21 protein-coding genes and 1 pseudogene are annotated in these 25,691 nt (G+C 38.0%); 8 read left to right on the forward strand and 14 right to left on the reverse strand.

What is annotated here, in order from left to right:
- Positions 1-18: 18 nt before the first annotated feature.
- Both H5087_RS03640 and H5087_RS03645 read right to left on the reverse strand, forming a co-directional pair.
- Positions 19-1,517: pseudogene (locus H5087_RS03640) on the reverse strand (amidase family protein).
- Positions 1,518-1,612: 95 nt separating this feature from the next.
- Complete coding sequence (locus H5087_RS03645; RefSeq protein ID WP_182671194.1) at positions 1,613-3,220, reverse strand: NAD(P)/FAD-dependent oxidoreductase; 1,608 nt, start codon at positions 3,218-3,220, stop codon at positions 1,613-1,615.
- Positions 3,221-3,414: 194 nt separating this feature from the next.
- Between H5087_RS03645 and fdxA the strand changes: the two genes are divergently transcribed.
- The 4 genes from fdxA to H5087_RS03665 all read left to right on the forward strand — a co-directional run bounded on the left by fdxA (position 3,415) and on the right by H5087_RS03665 (position 8,720).
- Positions 3,415-3,738 (forward strand): ferredoxin FdxA, encoded by a 324-nt coding sequence (fdxA, locus tag H5087_RS03650; RefSeq protein ID WP_182671195.1) that lies wholly within the window; start codon positions 3,415-3,417, stop codon positions 3,736-3,738.
- A 136-nt stretch (positions 3,739-3,874) separates the two neighbouring features.
- The gene (locus H5087_RS03655) at positions 3,875-6,118 is read left to right on the forward strand and encodes a carbohydrate binding family 9 domain-containing protein (RefSeq protein ID WP_182671196.1); all 2,244 of its coding nucleotides are present in this window, start codon (positions 3,875-3,877) and stop codon (positions 6,116-6,118) included.
- 22 nt (positions 6,119-6,140) lie between these two features.
- Positions 6,141-6,599 carry an Sbal_3080 family lipoprotein gene (locus tag H5087_RS03660; RefSeq protein ID WP_002958624.1) on the forward strand — a complete coding sequence of 153 codons (459 nt, stop codon included), beginning with the start codon at positions 6,141-6,143 and terminating at the stop codon, positions 6,597-6,599.
- A 366-nt stretch (positions 6,600-6,965) separates the two neighbouring features.
- A complete protein-coding gene (locus tag H5087_RS03665) occupies positions 6,966-8,720 on the forward strand; it encodes a putative bifunctional diguanylate cyclase/phosphodiesterase (RefSeq protein ID WP_370626122.1) in 1,755 nt (584 codons plus the stop codon).
- Between the two features lie 103 nt (positions 8,721-8,823).
- On the opposite strand, the gene H5087_RS03670 is transcribed toward H5087_RS03665, so the two are convergent.
- From H5087_RS03670 to H5087_RS03700, 7 genes are all read right to left on the reverse strand, one after another.
- Positions 8,824-9,525, reverse strand: a complete 702-nt coding sequence (locus tag H5087_RS03670; RefSeq protein ID WP_182671197.1) for a TorF family putative porin — start codon at positions 9,523-9,525, stop codon at positions 8,824-8,826.
- 9 nt (positions 9,526-9,534) lie between these two features.
- On the reverse strand, positions 9,535-10,752 hold the full coding sequence (locus H5087_RS03675) for a BCCT family transporter (RefSeq protein ID WP_182671198.1): 1,218 nt from the start codon (positions 10,750-10,752) through the stop codon (positions 9,535-9,537).
- Positions 10,753-10,910: 158 nt separating this feature from the next.
- Entirely contained in the window at positions 10,911-12,578 is a 1,668-nt protein-coding gene (gene betA / locus H5087_RS03680; RefSeq protein ID WP_182671199.1) for a choline dehydrogenase, read from the reverse strand.
- A gap of 11 nt (positions 12,579-12,589) precedes the next feature.
- Entirely contained in the window at positions 12,590-14,053 is a 1,464-nt protein-coding gene (betB, locus tag H5087_RS03685; protein ID WP_182671200.1) for a betaine-aldehyde dehydrogenase, read from the reverse strand.
- Position 14,054: 1 nt separating this feature from the next.
- Positions 14,055-14,630 (reverse strand): transcriptional regulator BetI, encoded by a 576-nt coding sequence (betI, locus tag H5087_RS03690; protein ID WP_182671240.1) that lies wholly within the window; start codon positions 14,628-14,630, stop codon positions 14,055-14,057.
- A gap of 409 nt (positions 14,631-15,039) precedes the next feature.
- Positions 15,040-15,345, reverse strand: a complete 306-nt coding sequence (locus H5087_RS03695) for a hypothetical protein (RefSeq protein ID WP_002958617.1) — start codon at positions 15,343-15,345, stop codon at positions 15,040-15,042.
- Positions 15,345-15,602 (reverse strand): DUF3081 domain-containing protein, encoded by a 258-nt coding sequence (locus H5087_RS03700; RefSeq protein ID WP_008169639.1) that lies wholly within the window; start codon positions 15,600-15,602, stop codon positions 15,345-15,347. Before H5087_RS03700 ends, H5087_RS03695 begins: the two co-directional genes overlap by 1 nt.
- A 146-nt stretch (positions 15,603-15,748) precedes the next feature.
- On the opposite strand from H5087_RS03700, the gene H5087_RS03705 reads away from it, so the two are divergent.
- Positions 15,749-17,029 (forward strand): flavohemoglobin expression-modulating QEGLA motif protein, encoded by a 1,281-nt coding sequence (locus H5087_RS03705; RefSeq protein ID WP_002958615.1) that lies wholly within the window; start codon positions 15,749-15,751, stop codon positions 17,027-17,029.
- A 72-nt stretch (positions 17,030-17,101) separates the two neighbouring features.
- On the opposite strand, the gene H5087_RS03710 is transcribed toward H5087_RS03705, so the two are convergent.
- Genes H5087_RS03710 through H5087_RS03725 form a run of 4 tightly spaced genes read right to left on the reverse strand, consistent with a single transcriptional unit; the run spans position 17,102 to position 21,705 of the window.
- Positions 17,102-17,905, reverse strand: coding sequence for a DUF1338 domain-containing protein (locus H5087_RS03710; RefSeq protein WP_182671201.1), 804 nt, complete (start codon positions 17,903-17,905; stop codon positions 17,102-17,104).
- A gap of 35 nt (positions 17,906-17,940) precedes the next feature.
- Positions 17,941-19,407 (reverse strand): succinylglutamate-semialdehyde dehydrogenase, encoded by a 1,467-nt coding sequence (gene astD, locus H5087_RS03715; protein WP_182671202.1) that lies wholly within the window; start codon positions 19,405-19,407, stop codon positions 17,941-17,943.
- 7 nt (positions 19,408-19,414) lie between these two features.
- Positions 19,415-20,449, reverse strand: a complete 1,035-nt coding sequence (gene astA, locus H5087_RS03720; protein WP_182671203.1) for an arginine N-succinyltransferase — start codon at positions 20,447-20,449, stop codon at positions 19,415-19,417.
- Positions 20,450-20,499: 50 nt separating this feature from the next.
- A complete protein-coding gene (locus H5087_RS03725; protein WP_182671204.1) occupies positions 20,500-21,705 on the reverse strand; it encodes an aspartate aminotransferase family protein in 1,206 nt (401 codons plus the stop codon).
- A gap of 194 nt (positions 21,706-21,899) precedes the next feature.
- Here H5087_RS03725 and H5087_RS03730 point away from each other — a divergent pair, with 194 nt between their 5' ends.
- Both H5087_RS03730 and H5087_RS03735 read left to right on the forward strand, forming a co-directional pair.
- On the forward strand, positions 21,900-22,328 hold the full coding sequence (locus H5087_RS03730) for an Lrp/AsnC family transcriptional regulator (RefSeq protein WP_002958609.1): 429 nt from the start codon (positions 21,900-21,902) through the stop codon (positions 22,326-22,328).
- Positions 22,329-22,843: 515 nt separating this feature from the next.
- Complete coding sequence (locus tag H5087_RS03735) at positions 22,844-24,013, forward strand: cellulose-binding family II protein (RefSeq protein ID WP_182671205.1); 1,170 nt, start codon at positions 22,844-22,846, stop codon at positions 24,011-24,013.
- Between the two features lie 57 nt (positions 24,014-24,070).
- On the opposite strand, the gene H5087_RS03740 is transcribed toward H5087_RS03735, so the two are convergent.
- Positions 24,071-25,003 (reverse strand): hypothetical protein, encoded by a 933-nt coding sequence (locus H5087_RS03740; RefSeq protein ID WP_182671206.1) that lies wholly within the window; start codon positions 25,001-25,003, stop codon positions 24,071-24,073.
- Between the two features lie 385 nt (positions 25,004-25,388).
- Between H5087_RS03740 and H5087_RS03745 the strand changes: the two genes are divergently transcribed.
- Entirely contained in the window at positions 25,389-25,691 is a 303-nt protein-coding gene (locus H5087_RS03745; RefSeq protein ID WP_002958606.1) for an isoamylase early set domain-containing protein, read from the forward strand.

Consider the following 25,691-nt stretch of genomic DNA (forward strand, 5'->3'; position numbering starts at 1 on the left):
AGTTTAAAAAACCTGAGTTTACTCAGGTTTTTTTGTGCCTGATGATAACACCTCATCAATAATATTTGCGTATACATAAGACGCTTGCTCGCCCTCTTTATTTGCTATTATGGACAAACCAACCGGTAAACCACTTACTTTGCCTACCGGCAGAGTTATGTGAGTTGTGCCTGCAATAGCAGATAACGAACTACTACTGCCATTAAAATTATCACCATTAACTAAGTCTGTCTTCCAGGCGGGTGATACTGTAGGCGCTATAACAATATCAAGCTTGTTGTTTTTATATACATTGGCAATGGCTGTCGCTGCTAAAGTGCGATAGCGTTCTTTAGTCTCATGGTATTTTTTTTGTTAGTTAAATCAATAGCCTGCGATTGAACTAGTATATCTTGCTCAAAGTGGGGCATTTCTGTATTTTTATTTTGAATATTAAAATTAATAAGTGCTTTTAGGCTTCTAACAGCCACTTGTGTTGGAGTGCTTGCGAGGTAATGATTAATTTCAGCTTTGAAGTCATAAAGTAAAATATAGTATTCATCAACAAATAGCGTATCTAAGTTATCAGTAATATCTACATTAATAATAGTGTGCCCAGCCTGTTTTAATGCTTGTAACTGCTTGGCATAAAGGCGCTGCGTTTCAATTGTAAATTTGTCGCTAGGCAGCGCACCAATAATAAGTGATGGTTTTGATTTTAGATTACCTTTTTTTAATTTAAACCCTGTAGTTGTTGCATCAAGAGAGTCTTCACCTTGCAAAACCGACAAAACCAGCAGTGCATCTTTAAGTGAATGCGCCATCGGCCCTACTGAATCTTGACTACTAGAAAGAGGCACAACACCTGAGCGTGATACTTGGCCCATACTCGGTTTTATTGCATAAACTCCATTTACTGAGGCAGGGCACGTAATTGAACCGTCTGTTTCAGTCCCTAATGCTATGGGCGCAAAGTTAAGTGCGACTGCCACAGCAGAGCCTGCACTAGAACCACATGGATTACGTGTTACATCGTGCGCATTATGTGTTTGTCCGCCTACGGCACTCCAGCCTGACGATGAATAGGTTGAACGAAAATTTGCCCATTCACTTAAATTAGCTTTGCCTAAAATTATAGCGCCCGCATTACGTAGTTGTTTAACAACAAAAGCATCATTATTAGTAACGTTATTTTTAAGTGCTAAAGAGCCAGCCGTTGTGGGAAGTGTGCCCTTCGTTTCTATATTATCTTTAAGAAGTACAGGTATTCCGTGTAATGGACCTGCCCAAGAGCCTTTGGCGGCAAGTTCATCTAACGTTTTAGCTTGAGCAATAGCTGTAGGTTCAATACTAATAACTGCATTGTATTGTGGGTTAAGTTTATTAATTCGCTCTATATAACTTTGGGTGAGTTGCTGTGCATTAATAGAATTATTTTTATATGCAGTGTGGATTTCATCAATGGTTTTTAGCTCTTGTGCTTTAGCGTTAAAAATTGCTAATACAATAAGCAACGAAAAGGTAAATGTTTTGATCATTGTTGAGGTGCTTGAGGTGTTATTATTTTCTATACACTTAGCACAAAAAAACCTCACAAAGTGAGGCTTTTCGATAAACAGCTTAAAAAAGAGGTTTAAGCGTTTTCTAACATAGACAGTGCGACCGCTTCAGCTGCTTTAATACCATCAATACCCGCTGATAAAATACCGCCAGCGTAACCTGCGCCTTCACCTGCAGGGTAAAGCCCTTTGGTGTTAATACTTTGGAATGTTTTATCACGCTTAATACTAATAGGCGACGAAGTACGTGTTTCCACACCGGTTAATAAACCGTCGTTAGTTGAAAAACCACGAATTTGTTTATTAAACGCTGGTATCGCTTCGCGAAGAGCATCAATTGCAAATTGTGGTAACACTTTACTCAAGTCAGTTAACTTAATACCAGGTGTGTAAGAGGGTTGTACTTCACCTAAGTCTGCAGATGATTTACCTTTTAAGAAATCTCCAATTAACTGCGCTGGTGCATCGTAGTTGCTACCACCAAGCTCATACGCTTGCTCTTCAAGTTTGCGTTGTAAGTCTATTCCAGCAAGTGGATTACCAGGGAAATCTTGCTCTGGTGATATACCTACCACAATAGCGCTGTTAGCGTTGCGCTCACTTCGTGAATATTGACTCATACCATTGGTAACAACGCGACCTTCTTCAGAGGTTGCAGCGACTACTGTGCCACCTGGGCACATACAAAAGCTGTAAACTGTACGGCCATTGTCACAGTGATGAACAAGTTTATAATCGGCAGAGCCCAAAATTGGGTTTCCTGCATTTATGCCAAAACGACATTCATCGATCATTGATTGTTTATGTTCGATTCTAAAACCGACTGAGAATGGCTTTGCTTCAACATAAATCCCTTTTTTGTGGATCATATCAAACGTGTCACGTGCACTGTGGCCAACGGCTAATACAACATGGCGAGTGTTTAGCTGCTCGCCATTTGAAAGCGTTAAACCTGTTACTTGCCCGTCGTCTAAATGAATATCGTCAACACGTGTGCTAAAGCGAATTTCGCCGCCAAGCTCTATTATACGAGCGCGCATTTTTTCAATCATGGTGACAAGTTTAAACGTACCAATGTGTGGCTTACTTACGTATAAAATTTCATCGGGTGCGCCTGCTTCTACAAATTCAGTAATGACTTTTCGGCCATAATGCTTTGGATCTTTTACTTGGCTGTATAACTTACCGTCTGAGAATGTACCTGCGCCACCTTCACCAAATTGTACATTTGATTCTGTATTAAGTGTGCGTTTACGCCAAAAGCCAAACGTGTCTTTTGTACGTTCACGTACTTCTTTACCGCGCTCTAATATAATGGGTTTAAAGCCCATTTGAGCAAGTAATAAGCCCGCAAATAAACCACAAGGACCAAAACCAATCACGACAGGGCGCTCTTTGATATTATTGTTAGCTTGGGCTACAAATTTATAACTTGTGTCTGGTGCTACTTTTACATGCTGGTCTTTTTCAAATGCTGCGAGTAGCTCGGCTTCGTTATCAACTTCTATATCGAGTGTGTAAATAAGTAAAATAGCTGATTTTTTACGTGCATCATAACCACGTTTAAACACATTAAAACTGTGCAATTGTTCAGGTTGGATTTTTAGTTTATTTACAATTGCTTGACCAATTGCGTCTTCGTCATGATCAAGTGGCAGCTTTATTTCGGTTAAACGTATCATTTATATCTCTTTTAGGTGTCATAGCGGGGTATTATTACCGCTCACAATAAGGGGATGCAGGGCACAACGAGTGTGCAAACATTAGGCGCGCATTTTACGTTAAAATAGCCTGATATGGCACTTATTTATTGTATTTTTGGAGTGGATGGGTATGATCCACAACTGTTGTTCAAAATCTTAGGTATTAAAATAGTATGGCGTTTGTTGTCACCGAAAATTGTATAAAATGTAAGTACACCGATTGCGTATCAGTGTGCCCAGCAGATGCATTTTTTGAAGGCCCTAATTTTTTAGCAATTAGCCCGATTGATTGTATTGATTGTGGCTTATGTGTCCCTGAGTGTTCAGCTGATGCGATATACCAAGAAGATGAGCTACCAGAGTCTCAAAAAGAGTTTACTGAATTGAATGCTGAACTTGCACTGGTCTGGCCGCGCATTACAGCGGTTAAACCTGCACCAGAGGACGCTGATGTATGGAATGGCATAGACGATAAGCTTAAACTACTCGAAACGTAATATATAACAATTAGTTACTCCTTTATCATTAAATAGTTAATTTTTCATTTCAAAGTATTAACAAATGTACCTGGATAAATTACAATCCTCAGCTTAAGTTGCTCCTTATGAGTAATTACAGTCTAAATGGATGTTTATGCAGTACTTTATAACTATAATAAAAAAGTTAACCTTCCTATTTTTAAGTTTCGCTTTATTACTTTCAAGCCTAGATGTAGCGGCTAAAAAACAGCAAGTATCCTTGTCCCGTATTAATTCAAATATCACCGTTGATGGTGTTATGGATGAGGCGCACTGGCAAAATGCAACACGTATATCTTTACTCTACCAAGATGAGCCTAACGAAAAAGGCACACCCCCTGTAAAAACTGATGCCTTTATTTACGAAGATGGCACTAACTTATATGTTGCCTATGTTGCACAAGACCCAGACCCCACGCAAATTCGTGCATCACTTCGTGATCGCGATACGCTATGGGAAGACGACGTAGTTATTCTTGTTATTGATACATTTAATGATGAACGCAGTGGTTATGAATTCCATGTTAACCCGCTGGGCGCGCAAGGCGATATACGAATGACCGACACCGATGGGTGGAGTTCTGATACCTCATGGAATGCTATTTGGGATAGCGCAGGGCAAATTAACGAACAAGGTTATGTTGTTGAAATGCGTATTCCTTTTAAGGCACTACGTTTCCCCGAAAATCAAAATGAGCTAACGTGGGGTTTTTCTGTAATGAGAAACTATCAACGTGATGTGCTATATCAGCTATCAAATATGGGGTTTGATAGAAATGTGAAATGCAGCCTTTGCCAGTTTGATAAGTTAGTTGGCTTTAGTGACATTGAATCAAGTAAAAATATCCAATTAACACCTACATTAACCACACTGCGTAACGATAATAAATCTGCGTTGCCGGGTGATTGGGATAAGGGTGATATAGATACTGAAGTGGGCTTAGATTTACGCTGGGGTTTAACAAAAGATGCTGTTTTAAACGCGACAATTAATCCTGATTTTTCGCAAGTAGAAACTGACTCTTTAGAGCTTGATGTAAATACAACCTTCTCAATTTATTACGCTGAAAAACGTCCTTTCTTTTTAGATGGTGCTTCTTACTTTAAAAGTAGCTTATTTGAGCTTTTATACACACGTACAATTGCAGAGCCTACTTTAGGTGCAAAGCTGACGGGTAAAACGGGTGATCATAGTTATGCGCTAATGCTAGCTGATGACGACAATAGTAATATTTTACTGCCAACGAATCAGGGCTCTGGCTTTGCAAGCTTAAACGAAAAAACGAATGCAGCCGCAGGGCGTTATCAATATGACTTAGGTCAGCAAGGTACTATTGGTATTTCAAGCACGCACAGAGAAAGTGATGACTATCACAACACTGTATTATCAGTGGATGGTACCTACTGGTTTAATCAATCGGATACTCTTTTGTATCAAGTGTCATCTGCTGATACTCGTAACTCTGAATTTTTAATTCAAAACTATAACTTATCTGAAACTCAATCAGATGAAGCTTATGCTCTAGAACTTACCCGCGATAAACGTGATTACAAATTATTTGCATCTTATGAAAATATTGGGCAGGACTACCGCACTGATTTAGGTTATCAAGCTAAAGTCGATTATGAAAAAGTAGGCTTTGGTGGCGGACAAACATGGTACAGAGATGAGTCTGATTTACTTACCTCGTGGTCATACGAAGCTGACTGGGATAAAACGTGGGCACAAAATGGCGACTTACTTGAAGAAGAATACGAAGGCTTTTTGAGTTTTAAAGGTCAAAAACAATCTATTTTTGAAATTGGTTTAGTACACCGTTATGAAAATTATAATGACAATTTTTATAATCAAAATATTGGTTACATTTATACGGGCTTTAAACCCACTAAAGATTTAAAGTTATCATTATATGTTGAATACGCTAGCCGCATTGATTATGCAAATGAGCAATTAGGCGATGCGTTTGATACCCAAACCCAAATGGTGTGGGACATTAACGACCATTGGCAGCTCGATGTAAAACATAACTACAGCCAATTAGATAACCCACAAGGGGAGCGTGTATTTACAGCTAACTTAGTTGATTTTAGGCTTCATTATAAATTTAGTATGCGTTCAATTCTTAAGCTTATTTTACAATTTGAAGATATTGATAGAGACGAAAATGCCTACTTTTATCAAGTTAGCCAAATTAACAAAGACTATGGTAGTCAGCTTGTTTACTCATATAAAATTAATGCGCAAACACTGTTTTATTTGGGTTACTCAGATAGAGGTTACCAAGACGATTCACTTAAAAATATTGAGCGGGATCAACGTACCTTATTTACAAAAGTTAGCTATGCATGGCAGCTTTAAATATTAAAAAAAAGGAATAAATATGAAAACTTTAAAAATAACAGTTGCAGCAGCAATGGTTGCTACCTTGGCGGGTTGTGCGGCCAAGCAAGACATTACTCGCTTTGAAACAAACAAACCTAAAACAGTGTGTATTGCTGAACATAAGGCTGTTAAAGAGGGTGTTATTGATGCGATGAAAAAAGGTTTTGCAAAGCATGAGGTAGAAACTCGAGTTATTTCAGCTAATTACGTATTGAAACACCAAGACTATCAGACTGAATTATCTGATTCAGATACTACTGGTTGTAATGCCGTGGCTTACTATGTAGCAAATTGGCGTTGGGATTTAGCACTATATATGGCATACGCAAATATATGGGTAAAAGATGTTGAAACAAATGAAAAAATAGCACAAGCATCTTATCGCACGGGTGGTGGGTTGGATAAATTTATAAATGCGGAAGAAAAAATTATAGAGCTTATTGACGGTATGTATTAAATTTTAAACAATTAAAACGTTTTTGTTTATTTTTATTAATCCCATCTATACTATATGTAGATATAGTTAGTTAATCCATTATCGTTACAATTTTTTGTTATTCTAATGGCTTAGGGTTATATCAATGCTTGCGTAGTACTAAATGCAAGCGATATAATCCGCTTTTGGTAATAGGTTTGATAGGAGAAGCAAAATAGATGGATTTTTTTTATGAATAAACTTAAGCCGCTCGGTTTTATTTTCCTAATCATAGTTCTATTTTGTTTCTGCATAAACATAGAGTTAACGAATCAGATAAACCGTATAAATCTATTTCAGACTAATATTGATATACGAAGTTTCGAGATCACGAATACCTCCCTTGATATGGCTCCTTGGTATAATCCCATTTTAAATGGGCATTATATAATTGAGCAGCCAACAGCTGATTTTTTACTTATTAAAACCACTGATACCCAATTTGTAGCCGCTGATTCTAATAAGTTAATCATGATGACACTCTCATCACCCATGAACTTTTTATTTTTATGTATATTGATATTTGGCTCAGGTATTTACTTACGTAGAGAACGTAGAAAACGTCATTATAAAAATCAAATAGCGGAGCTCAACCGCCAAGCCAATAGCTTACTTACTGCATTTAATTTACAAGTTAAACCGGCAGAGAACCCATTAGGTGTAAGCAGCTTAAGTCAATCTATAAATAGCTTAAATTCACACGTAGTTAATTATGTAAAACAAACTCAAACAAGTATTTGTCAAGATAAACTCACGCTGTTAATTGACCGCCATGCATATATTGAACACATAGACAGACAAATAAATCATGCTAATCAGGAAGATCTCAAATGTGCGCTTCTATTTATCGACTTGGATGGCTTTAAACAAGTAAATGATTCATTTGGCCACAGTTTTGGTGATGAAATATTAGTTCAAGTGGCCAGTCGACTTGCAAATGTTTTACGTCACCATAAGTTAAGTAATATTAATAGCGCTAATCAATTAGAGCAAAACTTATCAAGATTAGGTGGAGATGAATTCTCCATATTTATAGAACTACTTGATGATAGCGACAGAGTTGTTGACATTGCGAAGCACGTGTTAAGTGAGCTTGAAAAAGACTTTGTGCTTGGCAATAAAATAGTAAAAATTAGTGCCAGTATTGGTATTGCTGCTTACCCAGAAAGTGCGTCAACCCCACAAGCACTTTTACAATTAGCTGATGTTGCTATGTACAGAGCTAAGAGTGATGGTAAGGGAATATTTAAAGTTTACTCGCCAGAAATGGGTAACAAAATGCGCCGTTACCATTATTTACTCGAAGAATTGCGTTTAGCGCTCGCGTGTAAAGATTTTTACTTGTCTTTTCAGCCAATTGTACATGTTGAAGATTGTATGATTGATTATTTTGAAGCGCTTACCCGGTGGGACCACCCAGTTGAAGGTATGATCCCACCTTCAGAATTTATTCCAATAGCAGAAGAGTCGAATTTAATTTTAGAGCTTGGCGATTGGATTATGCTTGAATCGTGTCGGCAAATGGCTGCATGGCATAATGCAGGTATGCGCAAAGTAAAAATATCTGTTAACGTTTCGGGCATTCAGTTAAAGCACCGTGATATTTATGATTGGATAATGAAGAAGCTAAAAAAAACCGGCTTACCGGCGACGTCTTTAATGCTAGAAATTACCGAATCAACATTTATTCAAGCCAGTCCTAGAATAATCAAAGAGCTAAGTAGATTAAGAGAAGAAGGCATCACTATTGCAATTGATGACTTTGGTACAGGTTTTAGCTCGTTGAGTACATTAGCTGATCTACCAATTGATGTTATTAAAATTGATCGCTCGTTTATAGCTCAAGCCAATAAAAGCCAAAAATATAACGATATATTAAATACAATTAGTGAGCTTGGACAAAAGCTGGGCCTTAAAATTGTAGCTGAAGGCGTTGAAGAAATAGGGCAGTTTGAGCTTGTTAAAAAAATGGGTGTGAGTTCAGTTCAGGGGTATTTAGTAAGCCGCCCTGAGTCATCAGTTAATGTAGGTAATAAAGTATTACGTAATAACACCAGCAATCTTTCTGCATCGGGTACAAGTGCGTGGGATATTGTTAGTTAGTTAGTTAGTTAGTTAGTGAGTTGGTGAGTTGGTTAGTTATTTGAAAAATAAAAATGCCAATCTAAATAGAGTGGCATTTTTTGTTTAATCAGTAATTAATGTATTAAAGATCAAATGTGCGTGAAACAGCAAGTACAATACGCTCATCAGCATAATCGTAATCTAAGCTAGTGTTTTCAGCAGCCACTTCAATACCAAAACCTTCGTAGCTTGTTTGATAAGCTAGGCGGTAGTGCTTGTACGATTTTTTCTGGTTTGTATCCCAAGCCCACTTTTCACCATCAAGTGAGTTTGAAATATCAAAACTTGCACGTAGTGCGTGATTTGGAGCTAGTTCATAAGTGTGAGCAACCATTGAAATTACATGACCCGCACCTGTTCCAAAGTAATCCCAGCTATACCAAAAGTTAAGCTCAGTTTGACCGTATTCACTTGCATAACCAAACTTAGTGTAAGCTTCAGCGTAGTTACCGTCACTGTTATTACCTTGATAAGTGTAATAAGCGATACCGTAATCAACGCTAAATTGCTCATCAAGTTGTACATATTTACCTAAGTAAGCATCAAGCTCAAAATCAGTGTCGTCACCGAAATCTACGTTTGAAGCCCAAACACCAGTGTAAACACCACTATCAAAAGCATAATCTAAGCTGCCTTGAATTGCAGGGTCGCTATCGGTCTGTGTTACACCATTAAAAGTGTAGTCAGACGCTGCAGTGATTGTTGTTGACCAATCAGCTGCTGCAGTTGTTGATAAAAGTGCAAATGGTAGTGCTACTACAAGTTGTTTTAGTTTGTTATTCATTATTAATCCCTAGTGTACTGTGTCTATTTTTGTGTAATCAATTGCGTTTGCTTTTGGTGAGCTATCTATATTCGTTACTGTTTTAAATTTACTGTAACCAATAAATGCTGCACAGATAAAGAACAAGCCGATAACTAATGCGCCTACCCACTGAATTTGTAAAAATTCTAATTTAAACAATAGTGTAAGTAATGATAGAGCAACAACATTTCCGATTATGTATTTCATTTTGCCAAAACGCTTTACGGTAAAGTTTAGGTTATCTGTATATAAACGCACTAACGAATCAAGTGAGTTAATTACAAATACAATACCTACAAATACCATAGCGAAGTTTTTAATACCTTGAGTTGGGATGCCCGCTTCATGGTAGTGATAAAGTACGCTAAACCAAATCGCAATAGGAATAGAAGGGAAAATCAACATTGCACCTAATACTTGGTATGTTTTAAGTCCACCAACAAAGCGTGATGTAAATTGACCAATCATTATGCTCCACGCAAACCACCAGAATAAGTAAAACTCATGGTAATCATTAAGCGGTAAAACAAATTCATTAATGTTTGCAAAGTAAGTACCAATAGAACCTAAGTTATCTGTAAATGCTGACATTTGACTATCACCTATCACAAATGCGCCAGTCCACATAAAGGCGATTAAAGCTAAGAATAACCACGTAGTAGAGATACTTAAAATACGTACATATTTAATGTCAGTACTTGAGTACACAGCAAAACAAATAGCCGCGAATACAATTAAATAAAACCCAGAAACTATACTTGTTCCATCGCCTAATTCCGGTAAATACCACGGTAGGTTTGTAAGCAGTAAATAAGCGGTAAATGCACATGTACCAATAATTACAACGTTATTGATAAATTTAACCCAAGGAATTTCGAAAAATTTCACTTTAGGTTCTATTACACAGAAATAAAAGCACGTAAGAAAGTAAAATCCCCAGATCAAAAATCCCCAGTAGCCAAACTCAATAGCCAGTGGATTTGCAAACGCGTATTCTGGGCTTGCTTTTATGTCTGCATAACCTGCAAACTCAGTTAAAGGAAACATAATAAGGCCAACATCAAGGCCAGAAGTAAATAGTATTGCTATAAACGTAAAGGTTCGAACTGGCGTTACACCTACTACGCGAACGTTACCCCATTTAATTAAAATAGTGATAATAGCAAGTAAGGTAAAAATGATGCCTGCATTAAGCCAAATAGTCATTGTTACCCTCCAATAATGAATAAAAATAATTCATAAGCACTCCGTATTTTATTGTTTTATTCTCGCATTAACACAACGTAACCTATTTACATCGTGTGCCACTGCAAGGCACGCAATGGTTTAGCCCGACGAGACGAAACCTAAGCATGTGGCTAAAGTTAGATCTCCGTACTACGTTGTGTTTCTTGCCAGTTTGTTGTTATGGCAACATTCACATCCGATTTCTGTAATGGTTCTTTACCTAAAATTATGTCAGCTGCTTTTTCGGCAACCATAATTGTAGGCGCATTCAAGTTTCCGTTAGGAACTGTTGGGAATATAGATGAGTCAACAACACGTAGTCCTTCAATACCATGTACTTGCGTATTTGAATTAACAACGGCCATATCATCTTCACCCATTTTGCATGAGCAAGAAGGGTGGTAGGCACTTTCTACGGCTTGGCGTACAAAGGCATCTATTTCTTCATCTGTTTGAATATGTTTACCTGGTTGAATTTCTTCATCGCGGTATTCATCAAAGGCACTTTGTTCGATTATGTCGCGTGTTAAGCGAACGCACGCTCTAAAGCCTTCAATATCGTCTTGGTGTTCAAGGTAATTAAATAAAATGGTTGGTGGTTGCTCAGGGTTCGCAGATGCAATAGTGACACTACCGCGACTTTTTGGTTTGTTATGACCCACATGTACCTGAAAACCATGACCTGCAAATGCACTTCTACCATCGTAACGCATAGCCGCTGGTAAAAAGTGATATTGAATATCTGGCCATTCAACACCTGGTTTTGAGCGAATAAACGCACACGATTCAAAATGATTCGTTGCACCTAAACCCGAACGCGTTAATAACCAGCGCGCACCAATCAACCCTTTTGAAACAATGCCTAGTTTGCCGTTAAGCGTGATAGGTTGCTTACACTTGTATTGAAAGTAAAACTCAAGATGATCTTGTAAGTTTTGACCTACACCTGGTAGATGATGCTGTACTTCAACGCCTGCTTTTTCAAGCGCTTGAGTATCACCAATACCAGAGAGTTGTAAAATATGTGGAGAGCCGATTGGGCCTGCACTTAATATTACGTCTTTTGCAGCATGTGCTGTTTTAACGTCGCCATTTACTTTGTATTCAATGCCAGTGGCTTTTTTACCATCTAAAATCACGCGCTGTGCTAGCGCACCTGTAATAATTGTTAAATTACTACGCGATTTAACAGGGTCTAAATACTCACGCGAAGCAGAGCTGCGCACGCCGTCTTTTACGGTCATGTGCATTGGGCCAAAACCCTCTTGCTGCGATGCATTATAATCATCTGTAGACGCGTAACCGGCTTGTACACCTGCTTTGATAAAGGTGCGGTAAAGCGGGTTTTTCATTTCGTTGCCGTTATTAACGCCAAGCGGGCCTTTGCCACCACGGTAAGTATTTTCACCAAGATAAAAGCTTTCTGCTTTTTGAAAATACGGTAAACACGATTGATAATCCCAGCCGTTTGCACCGTGTTGCTGCCATTCGTCAAAATCTTTTGCGTGGCCACGTACGTATACCATGCCATTAATAGATGACGAACCACCTAATACTTTGCCTCGAGGACAATGCATCTCACGGTTATCTAAATGAGGCTCAGGCTGCGTATGAAACTGCCATGCATATTTGTCACTATTCATAGGAATAGATAACGCGGTTGGCATTTTTATAAAAATACTTTTATCACTACCGCCAGTTTCTAGTAGTAACACGCGGTTACTTGAATCTTCAGATAAACGGTTTGCTAAAACACAACCCGCCGAACCCGCGCCAACAATAATATAGTCGTAATTATTACTCATAGTAGGGCGCCTTAAAATGGGCTTTCTATGTCGGCCATACCAACATAAATAGACTTAGTTTGCGTGTATTGATCAAGAGTTTGTATACCATTTTCACGGCCAATACCCGATTGCTTATAACCGCCAACAGGCATTTCAGCAGGTGAGTTACCGTATGCATTAATCCAACAAATACCGGCTTGTAACTTATGGATAACGCGGTGCGCACGTTTAATATCGCTAGTAAATACGCCTGCGGCCAAGCCTAGGTGGGTTGCGTTAGCGCGTGCAATAACATCGTCTTCGTCGTCAAAAACAAGCACGCTCATTACAGGGCCAAAAATTTCTTCTTTAACGATTGTCATATCGTCGTTGCAATCAATGAACACAGTCGGTGCTACAAAATAGCCATTAGGTGCAGATTCAGGTGAAAGCGTTGTACCACCAGTTAATAGCGTTGCACCTTCTTCGATGCCTTTATTAACGTAGCTCATTACTAGTTCTTGGTGCTTTTTAGAGATAAGTGCGCCAAAGTTTGTATTTAAATCTTGTGGGTCGCCAGCAATAATGTTTTTCTCAGTGCGCGCTTTAAGCTCATCAATAAACTGCTGATATACATTTTTATGAACGTAAATACGTGTACAGTTAGTACAAATTTCGCCTTGCGTATAAAAGTTACCTAACATAGCAGCGCTAACCGCTTGCTCTATGTTGGCATCATCAAATACTAATAGTGGAGATTTACCACCTAGTTCCATCGTGACATCTTTTAACGTACCGGCAGCACTTGCCACTACTTTTTTACCTGTGCCTACTTCACCCGTAAACGATACTTTATCAATATCGCTATGCTGCGTTAGCCACTGGCCTACATCGCCTGCGCCTTGAACAACATTAAACACACCTGCAGGTACGCCAGCTTCAACAAATATTTCTGCAAGTTTAATTGCGCCAAGTGGTGTTTCTTCAGATGGTTTGAATATAAATGCATTACCAGCAGCAAGGGCAGGGCCCGACTTCCAACATGCAATTTGTAGTGGGTAGTTCCATGCACCTATACCCGCACAGATACCTAATGGCTCTTTACGTGTGTAGTAAAAGTCATCACCAACCATTTGTTGTTGGCCTACTTGTGCTGGCGCAAGGCCTGCAAAGTATTCAATTACATCAGCGCCGGTTTCAATATCAACACAATTAGCTTCTTGCATTGGTTTGCCGGTGTCGAGTACTTCTACAAGTGCTAGCTCATCATTGCGCTCGCGTAAAATAGCCACTGCTTTTAATAAAATACGACTACGTTCAATAGGTGTCATTGCTGACCACTGTGCAAAACCTTGCTTTGCACTGGCAATGGCTGCGTTTTGAATAAATTCGTCGGCAATTTCTACTGCGTAAATAACCTCACCCGTTGCTGGGTTTGTTACATCAAATGTTTTGCCGCTCTGGTTTGCAAGAAAATGGCCGTTAATAAAATTTTGATAGACAGGTGTAGTCACGCTAGGCTCCATATTGCTTGATAAGTGAAAGTACATAGCTCTTTGCTAACTTTTCACTGTGTTTAAACTGATTATTGTCTGATTTACTCAGTACTGCTCTTAACCATAGGCCATCGATCATTGCGGCGCTAAGTTCTGCAGCTTGATTTGCTTGCTCAATAGGCATTAATTGCTTAAAAGAAAATGCTAAATTACTTTGCAAGCGTTTACTGTTTACGTTTTGTAGTCTGTGTAATTCTTCATCGTGCATCGATTGCGCCCAAAAACTTAACCACGTTCGGGTTGTATCATTACGCTGTTGTACAAGCGCAAAGTTGGCCTCGATAATAAACATTAAACGCTCAGTGGCAGTGGTTTGATGATTTACTTTACTTATTAAGCCTTGCTTTAAGCTTGTTAGTAAGTATCTAACCGTGGCTTCAATTAACCCCTGCTTACCATTAAAATAATGGCTAATGATACCTGATGATAAACCTGCATTTTTACTAATGCTGTTTATCGTTGTGCCTTGTAGTCCCTTAGTAGCAACTGACTCTATAGTTGCGTCAATTAGCTGCTGACGTCTGACAGGTTCCATTCCGACTTTAGGCATAATTTTTATTAATTGAACGTTCAATAAACATAAGCTTAAGGTAATAGCTCTAACAATTCAAGGCTGAAGTAAATACCTAGATGCCAAAATGTAGATTAATCATTAATAAAAGAGCAATTAATAGGACAAAGAAGATGTGGTTTTTATTTATTTAATTTTATTTAAAACAGTAGCTTGAGAATTTAATTTTTAAATTTAATAATGGTAATGATTTGTTTACAGCAATAAATGAATAAAATGTCAAAAAACCATTAGAACAATAATAGTTAGAGTACTAATAGTATTATTTTGATACAAAAGAACACTAAACCTGCAATTGCTTAGTGCTCTAATAAATTTATATGGAGAGTAAACTTTGTGGTTTTATCGCTTTAAAGCGCTTGGTATTGAAAGGTTAGGCATTATTAATAACGCCTTTAAAAAGTAGGGGGTAACGTCTTAGTCTATTGCCAATGTAGTCATCAGCTAAAATTTGCTGGCAAATGAAATCAATATCTTTGCTTGCTTCAAATACCCAATCAAAGCGCTCTATAGCCAGTAAAAAACCACGCTTTAAATGAGTTTGAGAACGGTACTGTTCTAGGTTGTCTTGAATAATAGAGACTTTACTTGGATTAGCTTTAAGCTCTTCTACTACTTGATTAATAAAAGTAGTATTGAGCTTGCTGGTCGGGCGGTGTCTTAGTTTTCGTGGGTGCATTAGCTCTCGTTTGCAATGTTATATAATTTTTTCAAAAAGTCGTCTTTGTGCTTTTCATGCTCGTAGTCAAGGTGGTAAGTATTATGAAAACCAAAGCGCAGTTCTACGCCGCTACCTTGTAGATATACGGTGTAACCGTCTACGTCTGAATATGCAGTAACTCCCTGATAATGTTTGCCTTCATCAGTCATTTCACCTTTTTGAATTATGCGTTCATATACGGCTAAAATCTGTTTATTGTCGAGTTCGTTTTTCATGCTTTATACCTTTTATTTAGTAACTCATACGATATAGATATGAGGGTCGATCATTTTAAAAACAATAGCTAAAAAAATGTGATATTGCTTTGTAATTTGGCCTTTTTAAATTATGCTCAAAATTCATTTATTGTTGAGCTTACACCATGATAGACAAGGCGTTACTACTAAAAACTCGTGAGTTATCGGATCAATTAATTGCATTGCAAACGCCTATTAGGATACTCGATGCTATTAATTGGGATAAACAAACTAAAGAGGAGTTTTTTAGACAGAAATGTCAAAAAAATCCACTTATCGATCGTGCATACTATCAACAGCGCGATCTTGGTTTTGTACCTAGCGAGTTACGCCAAGCGTTTTCTACTTTGCACCGTAACATTATTAACCAATTGGGTCAGTTAAATCCCATAGCTCAATACATGGGAAAAATGTGCACAGAGTATAAAACAGTATTAAGTATGCTTGAGTATCGTGGCACCCCCGAGTTTCATGACTTATCGGTGGAGTTATTTGGTCACCCTAAAGATTTATTTCATGCCGGTGAGCCCTCACTTTCTGAGCTAGCTAATATGCTAGATAAACCGCTGCAAAATTTACTTATAGCCGACATACTGCCTGACGACCCTAAAAATATTGATGCTGTTGATGCAGTGCGTATTTTGTCTGAGCAAGTAACCGCTAGTATGGCAGGCATAAACGTAGAGGTGATGCTGAGCGATGGTATTGTCAGTGATGCAGCCGCAGGTGCTAATAATATAAAGCTTAATCAAGATGTTAAGTTTTCGCAGCGTGAACTTGATATCTTAGAAGTTCACGAAGGGTGGATACACGTAGGTACCACTCAAAATGGTTTAGCTCAGCCTTATTTAACCTGTTTAAGTAAAGGTACGCCAAGCTCTACTATTACCCAAGAAGGTTTAGCGGTACTAACCGAAATTATTACTTTAAAATCAACTCCAAGGCGTTTATCTAAATTAGTGAATCGTATTCAAGCCGTTACAAAGGTAATAGATGGCGCTGAGTTTGTAGACATTTACCGTGATTACGTAGCGCAAGGTTTATCAAAAGACGACAGCTACACACTCGCGCAGCGTGTATTTAGAGGCAGTACGCCAACAGGTTTGCCTTTTACAAAAGATATTGCCTACATTAAAGGCTTTGTACTGGTTTATAATTTAATACGCGTTGCAATACAGCTTGGTCGAATAGATAGACTCCCTTTATTATTGGTAGGTAAAATATCGATAGATGATTTTAGATTAATATCGCAGCTTCATGATTTAGGTGTAATAGAGAGCCCACAATTTGTGCCACCACACTTTAAAGACTTACGCGGTTTGGCAACTTGGTTGAGCTTCGGTCGTTTTATTGGCGACTTGTCGTTTGAAAAGTTAGAAAACGATTATAAACCGCTATTTTTATAATTAATCAACATAACTTACCGACATAAAAAAAAGCCCGTAACGGGCTTTTAAATTAAAGTACTTTAAATGTAATTATCGAGCGTTCGTGCTTTCAAATATTTTGTCAGCTGAGGCTGCAACAAAACCAGTATAAAGCTCGCCGTCTGCTTTTGGGTAACGAATAGCAAACTCATAAAAGCAGCTAGGAATGCTCATATCACCGTCACTAAAGGTAACTGAGTATTCATCAGCAAGTGTTGACGATTGCTCTAGTAACACCTCTGGTGAGCCTTTAACTTCACCGCCTGACGTATTAAGCGAAAAGCCGGCGTCTTTTAGGGCTTGGTTAACATCATGAATGTTATCAAACTTAGCAAGCGTATTAATATTTACGGTAAAGTGATTGGCACGGTAACCCCACGCCGACATCCACGCTGCATATTCGCTTTCAACTAGCAGTTGTTTGTAAGTATCGGTGCTTACTTGCCAATGTGTGCCTGAATATAAAAAGTTGTCTGCTGTAACTGCACTTTCGTCAATTTGACTTACCATATCTGTCACGATGGCTTGTAACTCTGGCGAGCATTTTTCTACTAGTAGCTCAGAAATAAACACTTTTGGTTGATTCGGATCGCTATGCTCGTAGTGCTTTGCGTAGAGTTTTTTAGCTTCAAAGTGGTATTCACCACATTCTTTGTAACCAATTGCTAAAAAGTGAGCAGCGAGCTTTTCAAGACCCACTTTTTCTATATTAAATGTACGCAGCGCAATATGATCGTTAATGATGTCATCTTTTTGCGTTGACCCTAAAAGGTCGTGAATTTTATCTGCCGATGGAGTTACGTTTAAATAGTTTTCCCAAAGGTTCTCAAATAATGTATTTACATCAGTATGCATGTTAAGTCCTTAAATCTAAAATTTGGTTTTATTGCTTATTCAATTACTAAGCCCGGCGCTAGGGTTTGCGGTAAGCTCACTTTATCTGACTCCACAGATGCGACAGGGTATGCGCAATAATCGGCGGCGTAATAGGCACTTGCTCTGTGATTACCACTGGCGCCAATCCCTCCAAATGGAGCTGCACTAGAGGCTCCTGTAATGGGGCGGTTCCAGTTAACAATACCGGCACGAATGCGCTTTAAAAAGTGAGTGTAATCATCTTCACTGTCGCTAAGTAAACCTGCAGATAAACCAAAGCTTGTGTTGTTGGCTTCAATAATTGCGCTGTCAAAGTCGGTGTAACGATACACTTTGATTAGCGGCCCAAAATGCTCTTCATCTGGCATATCGGTTATGCTTGTTACATCAATAATGCCCGGGCTTACAAAACCTGTGCCTGGTTTTAATTGCTTAAGTTCAACAAGGATTTGTGCACCTTTTGAGACTAATTCACTTTGCGCGGCAACCATACCCAGTGCTGCTTTTTCGCTTATCATTGCACCCATAAAAGGCTGCTCTGTAGCAAAACTGTCGTCTACAACTATGTTTTTAGTTGCGCTTATTAGCTTTTCTAAAATGGCATCGCCGTTGGCTGATTTTTCAATAAATAAGCGGCGTGCACACGTACAACGTTGACCTGAGGTAATAAAGCCTGATTGAATAATATCGTGTACAGCGGCGCTTATATCGCTCACATCTTTTACAATAAGAGGATTATTGCCGCCCATTTCAAGTGCTAAAATTTTGCCAGGATGTCCTGCAAACTGTTTATGCAATAAGTGGCCTGTGTTTGAGCTACCGGTAAAAAACAAGCCATCTATATCTTTATGAGAAGCAAGCGCTTTACCTGTTTCAATTTCACCTTGGACAAGGTTAATAACACCCGCGGGCAAACCTGCTTTTAACCAAAGTGAGAGGGTAAATTCTGCAACGTGCGGAGTCAATTCTGATGGCTTAAATACAACGGTATTACCGGCTAAAATTGCAGGAACAATATGCCCGTTTGGTAAATGCCCCGGAAAGTTATATGGGCCAAAAATAGCCACAACGCCATGCGGTTTGTGTCTAATAAACGCTTTAGCACCGGGCATTGGGTTTTCGGTTGTACCTGTACGCTCATGGTACGCTTTTACAGATATAGCTACTTTACCTGTCATTGCGCCCACTTCGGTGCGGGTTTCCCATAATGGCTTACCCGTTTCGCGTGCAATAATAGTAGCAAATTCTTCGCTGTGTTCTTTTAATTGTGCTGCGAAGTTTTCTAAAATGGCGATACGCTCTTTAAGTGGTTTGTCTGCCCATTGTAATTGCGCGGCTCTAGCTGCTTTTATAGCTGAATTTACTTGATCAGTGTTTGCGCCATTACCTTGCCATACCACATCGCCATTACTTGGATTGATTGACTCAAATGCTGGACCAAGTCCCACATGCCACTGATTATTAATTAGGTGTGTATTCATAAATTATTTACAGGCGGAAAAATCGCGCTGCATCTCCTTGGCTTAAATTAAGCGCCTTAGCCACATCTTGGCTAATGACGAGGGTATGTTTTGCATGATTGTAGTGTGCTTCTTTGGTAAATGTTGCTCTAAAGCCACTTACGCCTTGATTACATACAGCCAGCGTATCAGAGCTATTTTGTGATATGTGATCAAGCTCGCCAATCGTAACAGGGCAAACTTGAGAGTCGCGAATGCTGCGAATATTACCAAGCTTTGCTTCAACTGTTGGGCCTGCATCAAATAAGTCAACGTAGCCTCTGTGCTCAAAACCTTCCTTTTCTAATAGTTTTAGCGCAGGTTTTGTTTTTTCATGCACATGGCCAATCACTGCTTGGGCTTTTTTACTAAGCAAGTTCACATAAATAGGGTATTTAGGCATTAACTCGCTAATAAACACCTTATCGCCTAAGCCAACTAAGTGATCCGCTTGTGGAAATTCGATACTAAAAAAGTGCTCTTGTAGCCATTGCCAAAAAGGAGAATGACCGTCTTCGTCGCTAACACCGCGCATTTCTGCGATAACAGTATCGGCAAAACGCTCGCTGTGCTGAGCCATAAACAAAAAGCGTGAACGAGATAAAAATCGACCCGTTAGGCCTTTGCGGCTATTTTCGCGCAAAAATAATGTACATATTTCTGAGCAACCAGTGTAGTCGTTACACATGCTTAAAATATCAACGGTGTTATATACATTTAAAGTAGGCGAGTGGTGTACTGTTTTACCCAAATGATAATGATATAAAGGCACCGATAAACCTACTGCGGCTTCTATAGCGGTTGTGCCAATAACGTCACCTGTTTCACTGTCTTCTAAAACAAATAAATAGCTTTCATCAAGTGGCTGGTTAATGTTTTTGGCAAAGCTTTTTTCAGCACGTTCAATTTTTTCTTTAAGCTGTGTATCGTCCACAGGTAAAGAGGTAAACCCATGACCGGATTCAATCGCTATTTGTTTAAGCGCGTCAAAATCATTGGCAGTAATAGGACGTAATACTTGCATTTATTGCTTGCTCCAATAGCACGCCTATAGGCGTGCTAAGTTAAACTATATTAACCGTTTACTACGTCGCTAACGGCTTTTTCAAAGCGCGCTAAGCCTTCTTTAATATCTTCAAACGGAATAATTAAAGACGGTGTAAAACGAATTACATTCATACCCGCTACAAGGTTCATCAAACCATTATTAGCACTGGCTACTAAAAAGTCGCGTGCGCGGCCTTCAAATTTGTCATTTAGTACTGCGCCAATTAGTAAGCCTTTACCACGTACTTCGCTAAATACGTTATATTTTTCGTTAATTGCGTTTAATCCGTCACGGAATAATTGCTCGCGCTCTTTAACACCGTTTAGTACGTCTGGTGTATTTACTGTATCAAATGCCGCTTCGGCCACAGCACAAGCAAGTGCGTTTCCGCCATAAGTAGAGCCGTGAGTACCAATTTTTAAATGCTCAGCAATAGGTGTACGAGTGATCATAGCGCCAATAGGAAAACCACCACCCAATGCTTTTGCCGTTGTTAAAATGTCAGGAACAACCCCTAAACCTTCATAGGCGTATAAATCGCCTGTGCGACCAACACCCGTTTGTACTTCATCAAAAATAAGTAACGCGTTATGTTTAGTACAAAGTTCGCGTACTTTTTTAGCAAATTCATCTGTTGGTGAAATAATACCGCCTTCACCTTGTAATGGTTCCATCATAACAGCACATGTTTTATCGCTGATCAGCGCTTCAAATGCAGCTATATCGTTAAAATCACAATGTATTATGTCCGCAGGTTTTGGACCAAAGCCATCTGAATAAGCCGCTTGCCCGCCAACGGTTACTGTAAAGAATGTACGACCATGGAAACCTTTATTAAATGCAATAATTTGCGTTTTTTCAGCGCCATATACGTCCAATGCATAACGACGCGCTAGCTTGAGGGCTGCTTCGTTTGCTTCTGCACCTGAGTTTGCAAAGTAAACTTTATCAGCAAATGTTGCTTCAACCATTTTTTGAGCTAAACGAAGTGCTGGCTCATTGGTCATAACATTTGATAAATGCCAAATTTTTTCGCCTTGCTCTTTTAATGCTTTAACTAATGCAGGATGACAGTGACCCAAACAGTTAACGGCAATACCACCGGCAAAATCAATGAACTCATTGTTATTTTGATCCCAAACGCGTGAACCTTCACCACGAACTGGGATAATTGCTGATGGGTTATAGTTTGGTACCATTACGTCGTTAAATAAGTCTCTTGTTACTTGCATTTTTACACCTAAATTTAATGGGCTTAGATAAAAGATTAGTTGCTAACTCAAAGAAGAATATAGCCTTTATTCTTCAGCAAACACGTTATTATTTCTGTTAGGTGCCATTATCGAAGGTTAGTAGTAAAAATTGCAGTGCTATTTTGTGAAAAATGATTAAAATAAAAGTCAAAATAACGAAGAAAATTACCATTATGATAACTCCACAAGATGAAAAGCTACTTTCGGTACTAAAAACAAATGCAAGAGCGAGTATTTCTGATCTTGCGCGAATGCTTGACTTGTCTCGTTCAACAGTACAGAGCCGAATGCTCAAATTAGAAGAAACCGGTGTAATTAAAGGCTATAGCGTTGATTACGGTGACGACTACCTTAGTAAAATGGTATCAGCTCATGTGTCTATAAAAGTAAGACAAAAATTAACGACTAAAACAAACATTGAGCTTAAGCAAATTGATGCTATTTCACAGCTATATGCCATAAGTGGTGAGTTTGATTTAATTGCTGTGGTACAGGCTCAAAATTTAGAACAGCTTAGTCATTTGTTGGACGATATAGGAAATCTTGATGGGGTGGAGCGCACAACATCTTCTGTTATTTTAGAAACTAAATTTAAGCGCTAGAGTCAGTGAGTTTTTTGTTTTAGTCGTTAAGTGAACACTCGGTATACTCTAGGTCAATAATAAAAAGGCTAGGGTCTGTTGAACCTTCAAGGTTAAATTAACAGCCCCCAAAAGGTTCTTCCTAGGCGCTATTTTCTCTTTGTGGCCTACATAGATGTAGGGTAGGTGCGTGAGCAGGGCGCGGAAGCATTGCTCGGTTTTTACTTATTCTTACATGGATATAAGCAATTAGAATAACGCAGGAGCAGTTATCGAGCACACTAGGTTATAAATCTTGCGCCGCAATTAAATAGCGCCTAGTGTGAGCAAATTTTTATCCGCAATGATAAACAGACCCTAGATATAAATGCATTAATTTAAATGTTTAAGCGTGCTTTTTATAAGTTAATAGCAATAAATCATAGGTTCAAATATTGAAGCCATTGATAAGGTAAAAAATTTTGTAAGGAAAATTTATACTTTTTTATAAGCATGACTATACTTATTTTAATTTGTACAATATTTAGCAATGGATTATGCTCGTATATCTTTTTACTCTTTTGTTAGGTTTAACTGAGCCTCTCCAGTTTGGGACAAACTTACCCACCACAGCACCTAATAATGCAGTCAACCAAGTCGAGTGTATTTTATTTGAAATGGGAGCTCCTTTCCAGCTACAAACCTTGCCATGGTTACGTGCTCGTAGAGAAGTAAAGTTAGAGCGCTTAGATGGATATTTCACAACCCATTTAATGCCTGAAATGAAAGCTTATGGACGTATATCATCCCCCATTTTTTTAGAAAGCTGGTACTGGTTTACTCACCCAGAGAGCATTAATAAACCAAAAAATAAAATGCTTTATGGTGCAGTAAGAGGAAGTTATCAAGCAAATTGGTTTAAAACTCAAAATATTATTGCTGAGGTAGAAGTAAATTCATTAGAAGAAATAGTAAATGTAATGCACCATAAACGGATTGATAGAATCCTACTTGATTTAGATGATTTTGAATTAGCAGCCTCTAAGCTAAGGATTAATAAAGACGAGTACCAAAAAGAATTTTTTAGATATGTACCTTTGGGATTATTTGCTTTGCATTCCCTTATCAAACGCCTTCCTGAATTTATGCAGCAGTTCGATGAAAATATAAATACTTGTGCGCAAGCTCCATTTCCACTATCAAAAAGTGAAGAAAAGCAAATACTTGATAGGCTCTACAGTAGCGCTAAAACCTTATTATACTTACCTAGTTTAATAGAGCAAGTTCAAATAAGTAATGAGTCTCCTTTGAGTGAGCCTGAAATTATGAAACGAGACCAGTTATGGATAAAAGAAAGTAAACACGTTGGGCATGCTGATGGGTTAACTATGTTTGATTTACCGTTATCTAAGGTATTTAAAAAATGGCAATCGCAGTTTAAAGGTGTTGTTACTGAGCTTATATTGACTGATAGCCAAGGAAAAAATATAGCAATAAGTAAGTTAACCAGTGATTACTGGCAAGGAGATGAGAATAAGTTTACTAAAATATTTAAACAGTCAAAGGACTATAACTTTGATAGCGTTACATATGATGCATCAACACATCATTTTCAAGTACAGCTAAGTTTTCCTGTTTTAGATGATAATAATAGTCATATTGGAGTGTTGATTTTAGGTGTTGATGTAGAAAAAGCACTCCATTCGTCAAACGAAAAGAGTAACTAACTCGATACCTTTCATAAGTTAGCTAAGCTTTAGAACTTTAGCTTAGCTAACATTATATTATGGATGTATTTTTTCTGAGGTCGGCTTTTTTCTTATAATTTCTTTTTTGGCTTCATCAAGCTTTATAAAATAAGCATTACCGCCAATACCTTTAAATTCTTCATCTGTAAATACAATAGTATTGTCATCAAAAAAAGTGATAGCTTCTTTTTGAGTTACTATTCCTAAGTCAATTTTTGATACATCGCCAGAAAAAAACTTATCACCCTCAAAATTTTCGAATAGCCAAATACTGGTTGAATCAAGTAATATTAGTTTTTTACGATCAGGGCTTAAAGCGGCCGATGTTATCCAGCATAGCTTTTCTAAAGTGGTACATGTTTTAAATGAGTCTATTAACTCTGCTTTAAAATTAGCGGCATGATCGCCCACTTTATAAACCTTAGTAATACCGTCAAATGGCTCTGTGCGGTTTTTAGTAAATAAATATAAGTGACGTCCTAGAGCTACAAATGCCTCTAAATCAAAATTACGGTTATTGGGCTTTATAGGACTGCCATCCATTTCGGGGTAGGTAAACTTAATTATTTCTGCTTGAGTCGTATCTGTTTTTATATCTATCGGGTTTTCTATTTTATAAATAGTGAGCCATCTACGATCGTTTTTGTTGTTGCCAAAATCGCCTAAAAAGAAGTGCCCAAATTTGTTTTGGGTCATGTCTTCCCAATCAATGTTTTTAGCGTTTTCAACTAAAATTTCTTTAGCAATAGAACCATCTTTATTGAGTCTGTATAGCTTTGGTTCATTGCCTCCGTCGTTAATAGCCCATAAACGTTGCTGTTTATCAAATTCTATTCCTGATATTTCTTTTAATTTAGGGTCAACTGAAATTTCTTTTTTACTGTATAGGGTATAAATTGAGGTACCAATAAATGCAGCTACAACTAAAAAAATGATGGTGGTAGTTATTAAAATGGTTTTTTTCAACATGAAATTAATGATATTTCAGAGTATTAGAATGGTGTGTATTATCCATGATGAAGTAATATAAAAAAAGTAATTTAGGATTTTAAATTTTCTTCGGATATTTGCAGCTATAAATATTTATATATTGAACTAATGAGGTTTTTAATAGTTTGTTGGTTTGAATATTGCTCTGTATGTTAAGTATCATTTAAAGCGTATTGTACATAAGGTTAATGCACCTTTTTGGTGTAATTGAAATATTATTTGCACTGTAATAATGCGTAAATAAAGTTTTGGTTAACTTACAACGTGTTTAATGATTTTGAATGGAATCCACATCGCCTTTTTGTTTAGTTGTATGGCCTGTGGCAAAGATTAAGTACCCTTTTTGGTTTAGTTGGAGCCTGCTATGTTGAATAAACGTTTTTTTAAAACAAAAGATGAAGCTGAAGTTACTTTTGAATTTTCTCATCCAGAGGCAGAAGAAGTTTGCTTATTAGGTGAATTTAATGATTGGCAACCAGTGCCAATGAAGCTTTATAAAAAACAAGGTGTGTTTAAATTTAAGCAACGCTTACCTATCGATCAACAATTTCACTTTCGTTATCTGATTAATGGAGACATTTGGGATAACGACCATCAAGCTGACGGTTATATCGGCAATACATTTGGCACAGAAAACAGCATAGTAAATACTCAACGCACTAATTAA

This window comes from Pseudoalteromonas sp. SR43-7 (assembly GCF_014163785.1).
Classification (GTDB): domain Bacteria; phylum Pseudomonadota; class Gammaproteobacteria; order Enterobacterales; family Alteromonadaceae; genus Pseudoalteromonas; species Pseudoalteromonas distincta.

Coding starts and splice junctions, on each gene's coding strand:
- fdxA (WP_182671195.1), top strand. CDS start 3,415: ATGGCGTTTGTTGTCACCGAAAATTGTATAAAATGTAAGTACACCGAT.
- H5087_RS03740 (WP_182671206.1), bottom strand. CDS start 25,003: ATGTTGAAAAAAACCATTTTAATAACTACCACCATCATTTTTTTAGTT.
- H5087_RS03695 (WP_002958617.1), bottom strand. CDS start 15,345: ATGCACCCACGAAAACTAAGACACCGCCCGACCAGCAAGCTCAATACT.
- H5087_RS03725 (WP_182671204.1), bottom strand. CDS start 21,705: ATGCAAGTAACAAGAGACTTATTTAACGACGTAATGGTACCAAACTAT.
- H5087_RS03665 (WP_370626122.1), top strand. CDS start 6,966: ATGGCTCCTTGGTATAATCCCATTTTAAATGGGCATTATATAATTGAG.
- astD (WP_182671202.1), bottom strand. CDS start 19,407: ATGAATACACACCTAATTAATAATCAGTGGCATGTGGGACTTGGTCCA.
- H5087_RS03700 (WP_008169639.1), bottom strand. CDS start 15,602: ATGAAAAACGAACTCGACAATAAACAGATTTTAGCCGTATATGAACGC.
- H5087_RS03730 (WP_002958609.1), top strand. CDS start 21,900: ATGATAACTCCACAAGATGAAAAGCTACTTTCGGTACTAAAAACAAAT.
- H5087_RS03670 (WP_182671197.1), bottom strand. CDS start 9,525: ATGAATAACAAACTAAAACAACTTGTAGTAGCACTACCATTTGCACTT.
- H5087_RS03675 (WP_182671198.1), bottom strand. CDS start 10,752: ATGACTATTTGGCTTAATGCAGGCATCATTTTTACCTTACTTGCTATT.
- H5087_RS03710 (WP_182671201.1), bottom strand. CDS start 17,905: ATGCATACTGATGTAAATACATTATTTGAGAACCTTTGGGAAAACTAT.
- H5087_RS03645 (WP_182671194.1), bottom strand. CDS start 3,220: ATGATACGTTTAACCGAAATAAAGCTGCCACTTGATCATGACGAAGAC.
- H5087_RS03735 (WP_182671205.1), top strand. CDS start 22,844: ATGCTCGTATATCTTTTTACTCTTTTGTTAGGTTTAACTGAGCCTCTC.
- H5087_RS03660 (WP_002958624.1), top strand. CDS start 6,141: ATGAAAACTTTAAAAATAACAGTTGCAGCAGCAATGGTTGCTACCTTG.
- H5087_RS03745 (WP_002958606.1), top strand. CDS start 25,389: ATGTTGAATAAACGTTTTTTTAAAACAAAAGATGAAGCTGAAGTTACT.
- H5087_RS03705 (WP_002958615.1), top strand. CDS start 15,749: ATGATAGACAAGGCGTTACTACTAAAAACTCGTGAGTTATCGGATCAA.
- H5087_RS03655 (WP_182671196.1), top strand. CDS start 3,875: ATGCAGTACTTTATAACTATAATAAAAAAGTTAACCTTCCTATTTTTA.
- betA (WP_182671199.1), bottom strand. CDS start 12,578: ATGAGTAATAATTACGACTATATTATTGTTGGCGCGGGTTCGGCGGGT.
- betI (WP_182671240.1), bottom strand. CDS start 14,630: ATGGAACCTGTCAGACGTCAGCAGCTAATTGACGCAACTATAGAGTCA.
- astA (WP_182671203.1), bottom strand. CDS start 20,449: ATGCAAGTATTACGTCCTATTACTGCCAATGATTTTGACGCGCTTAAA.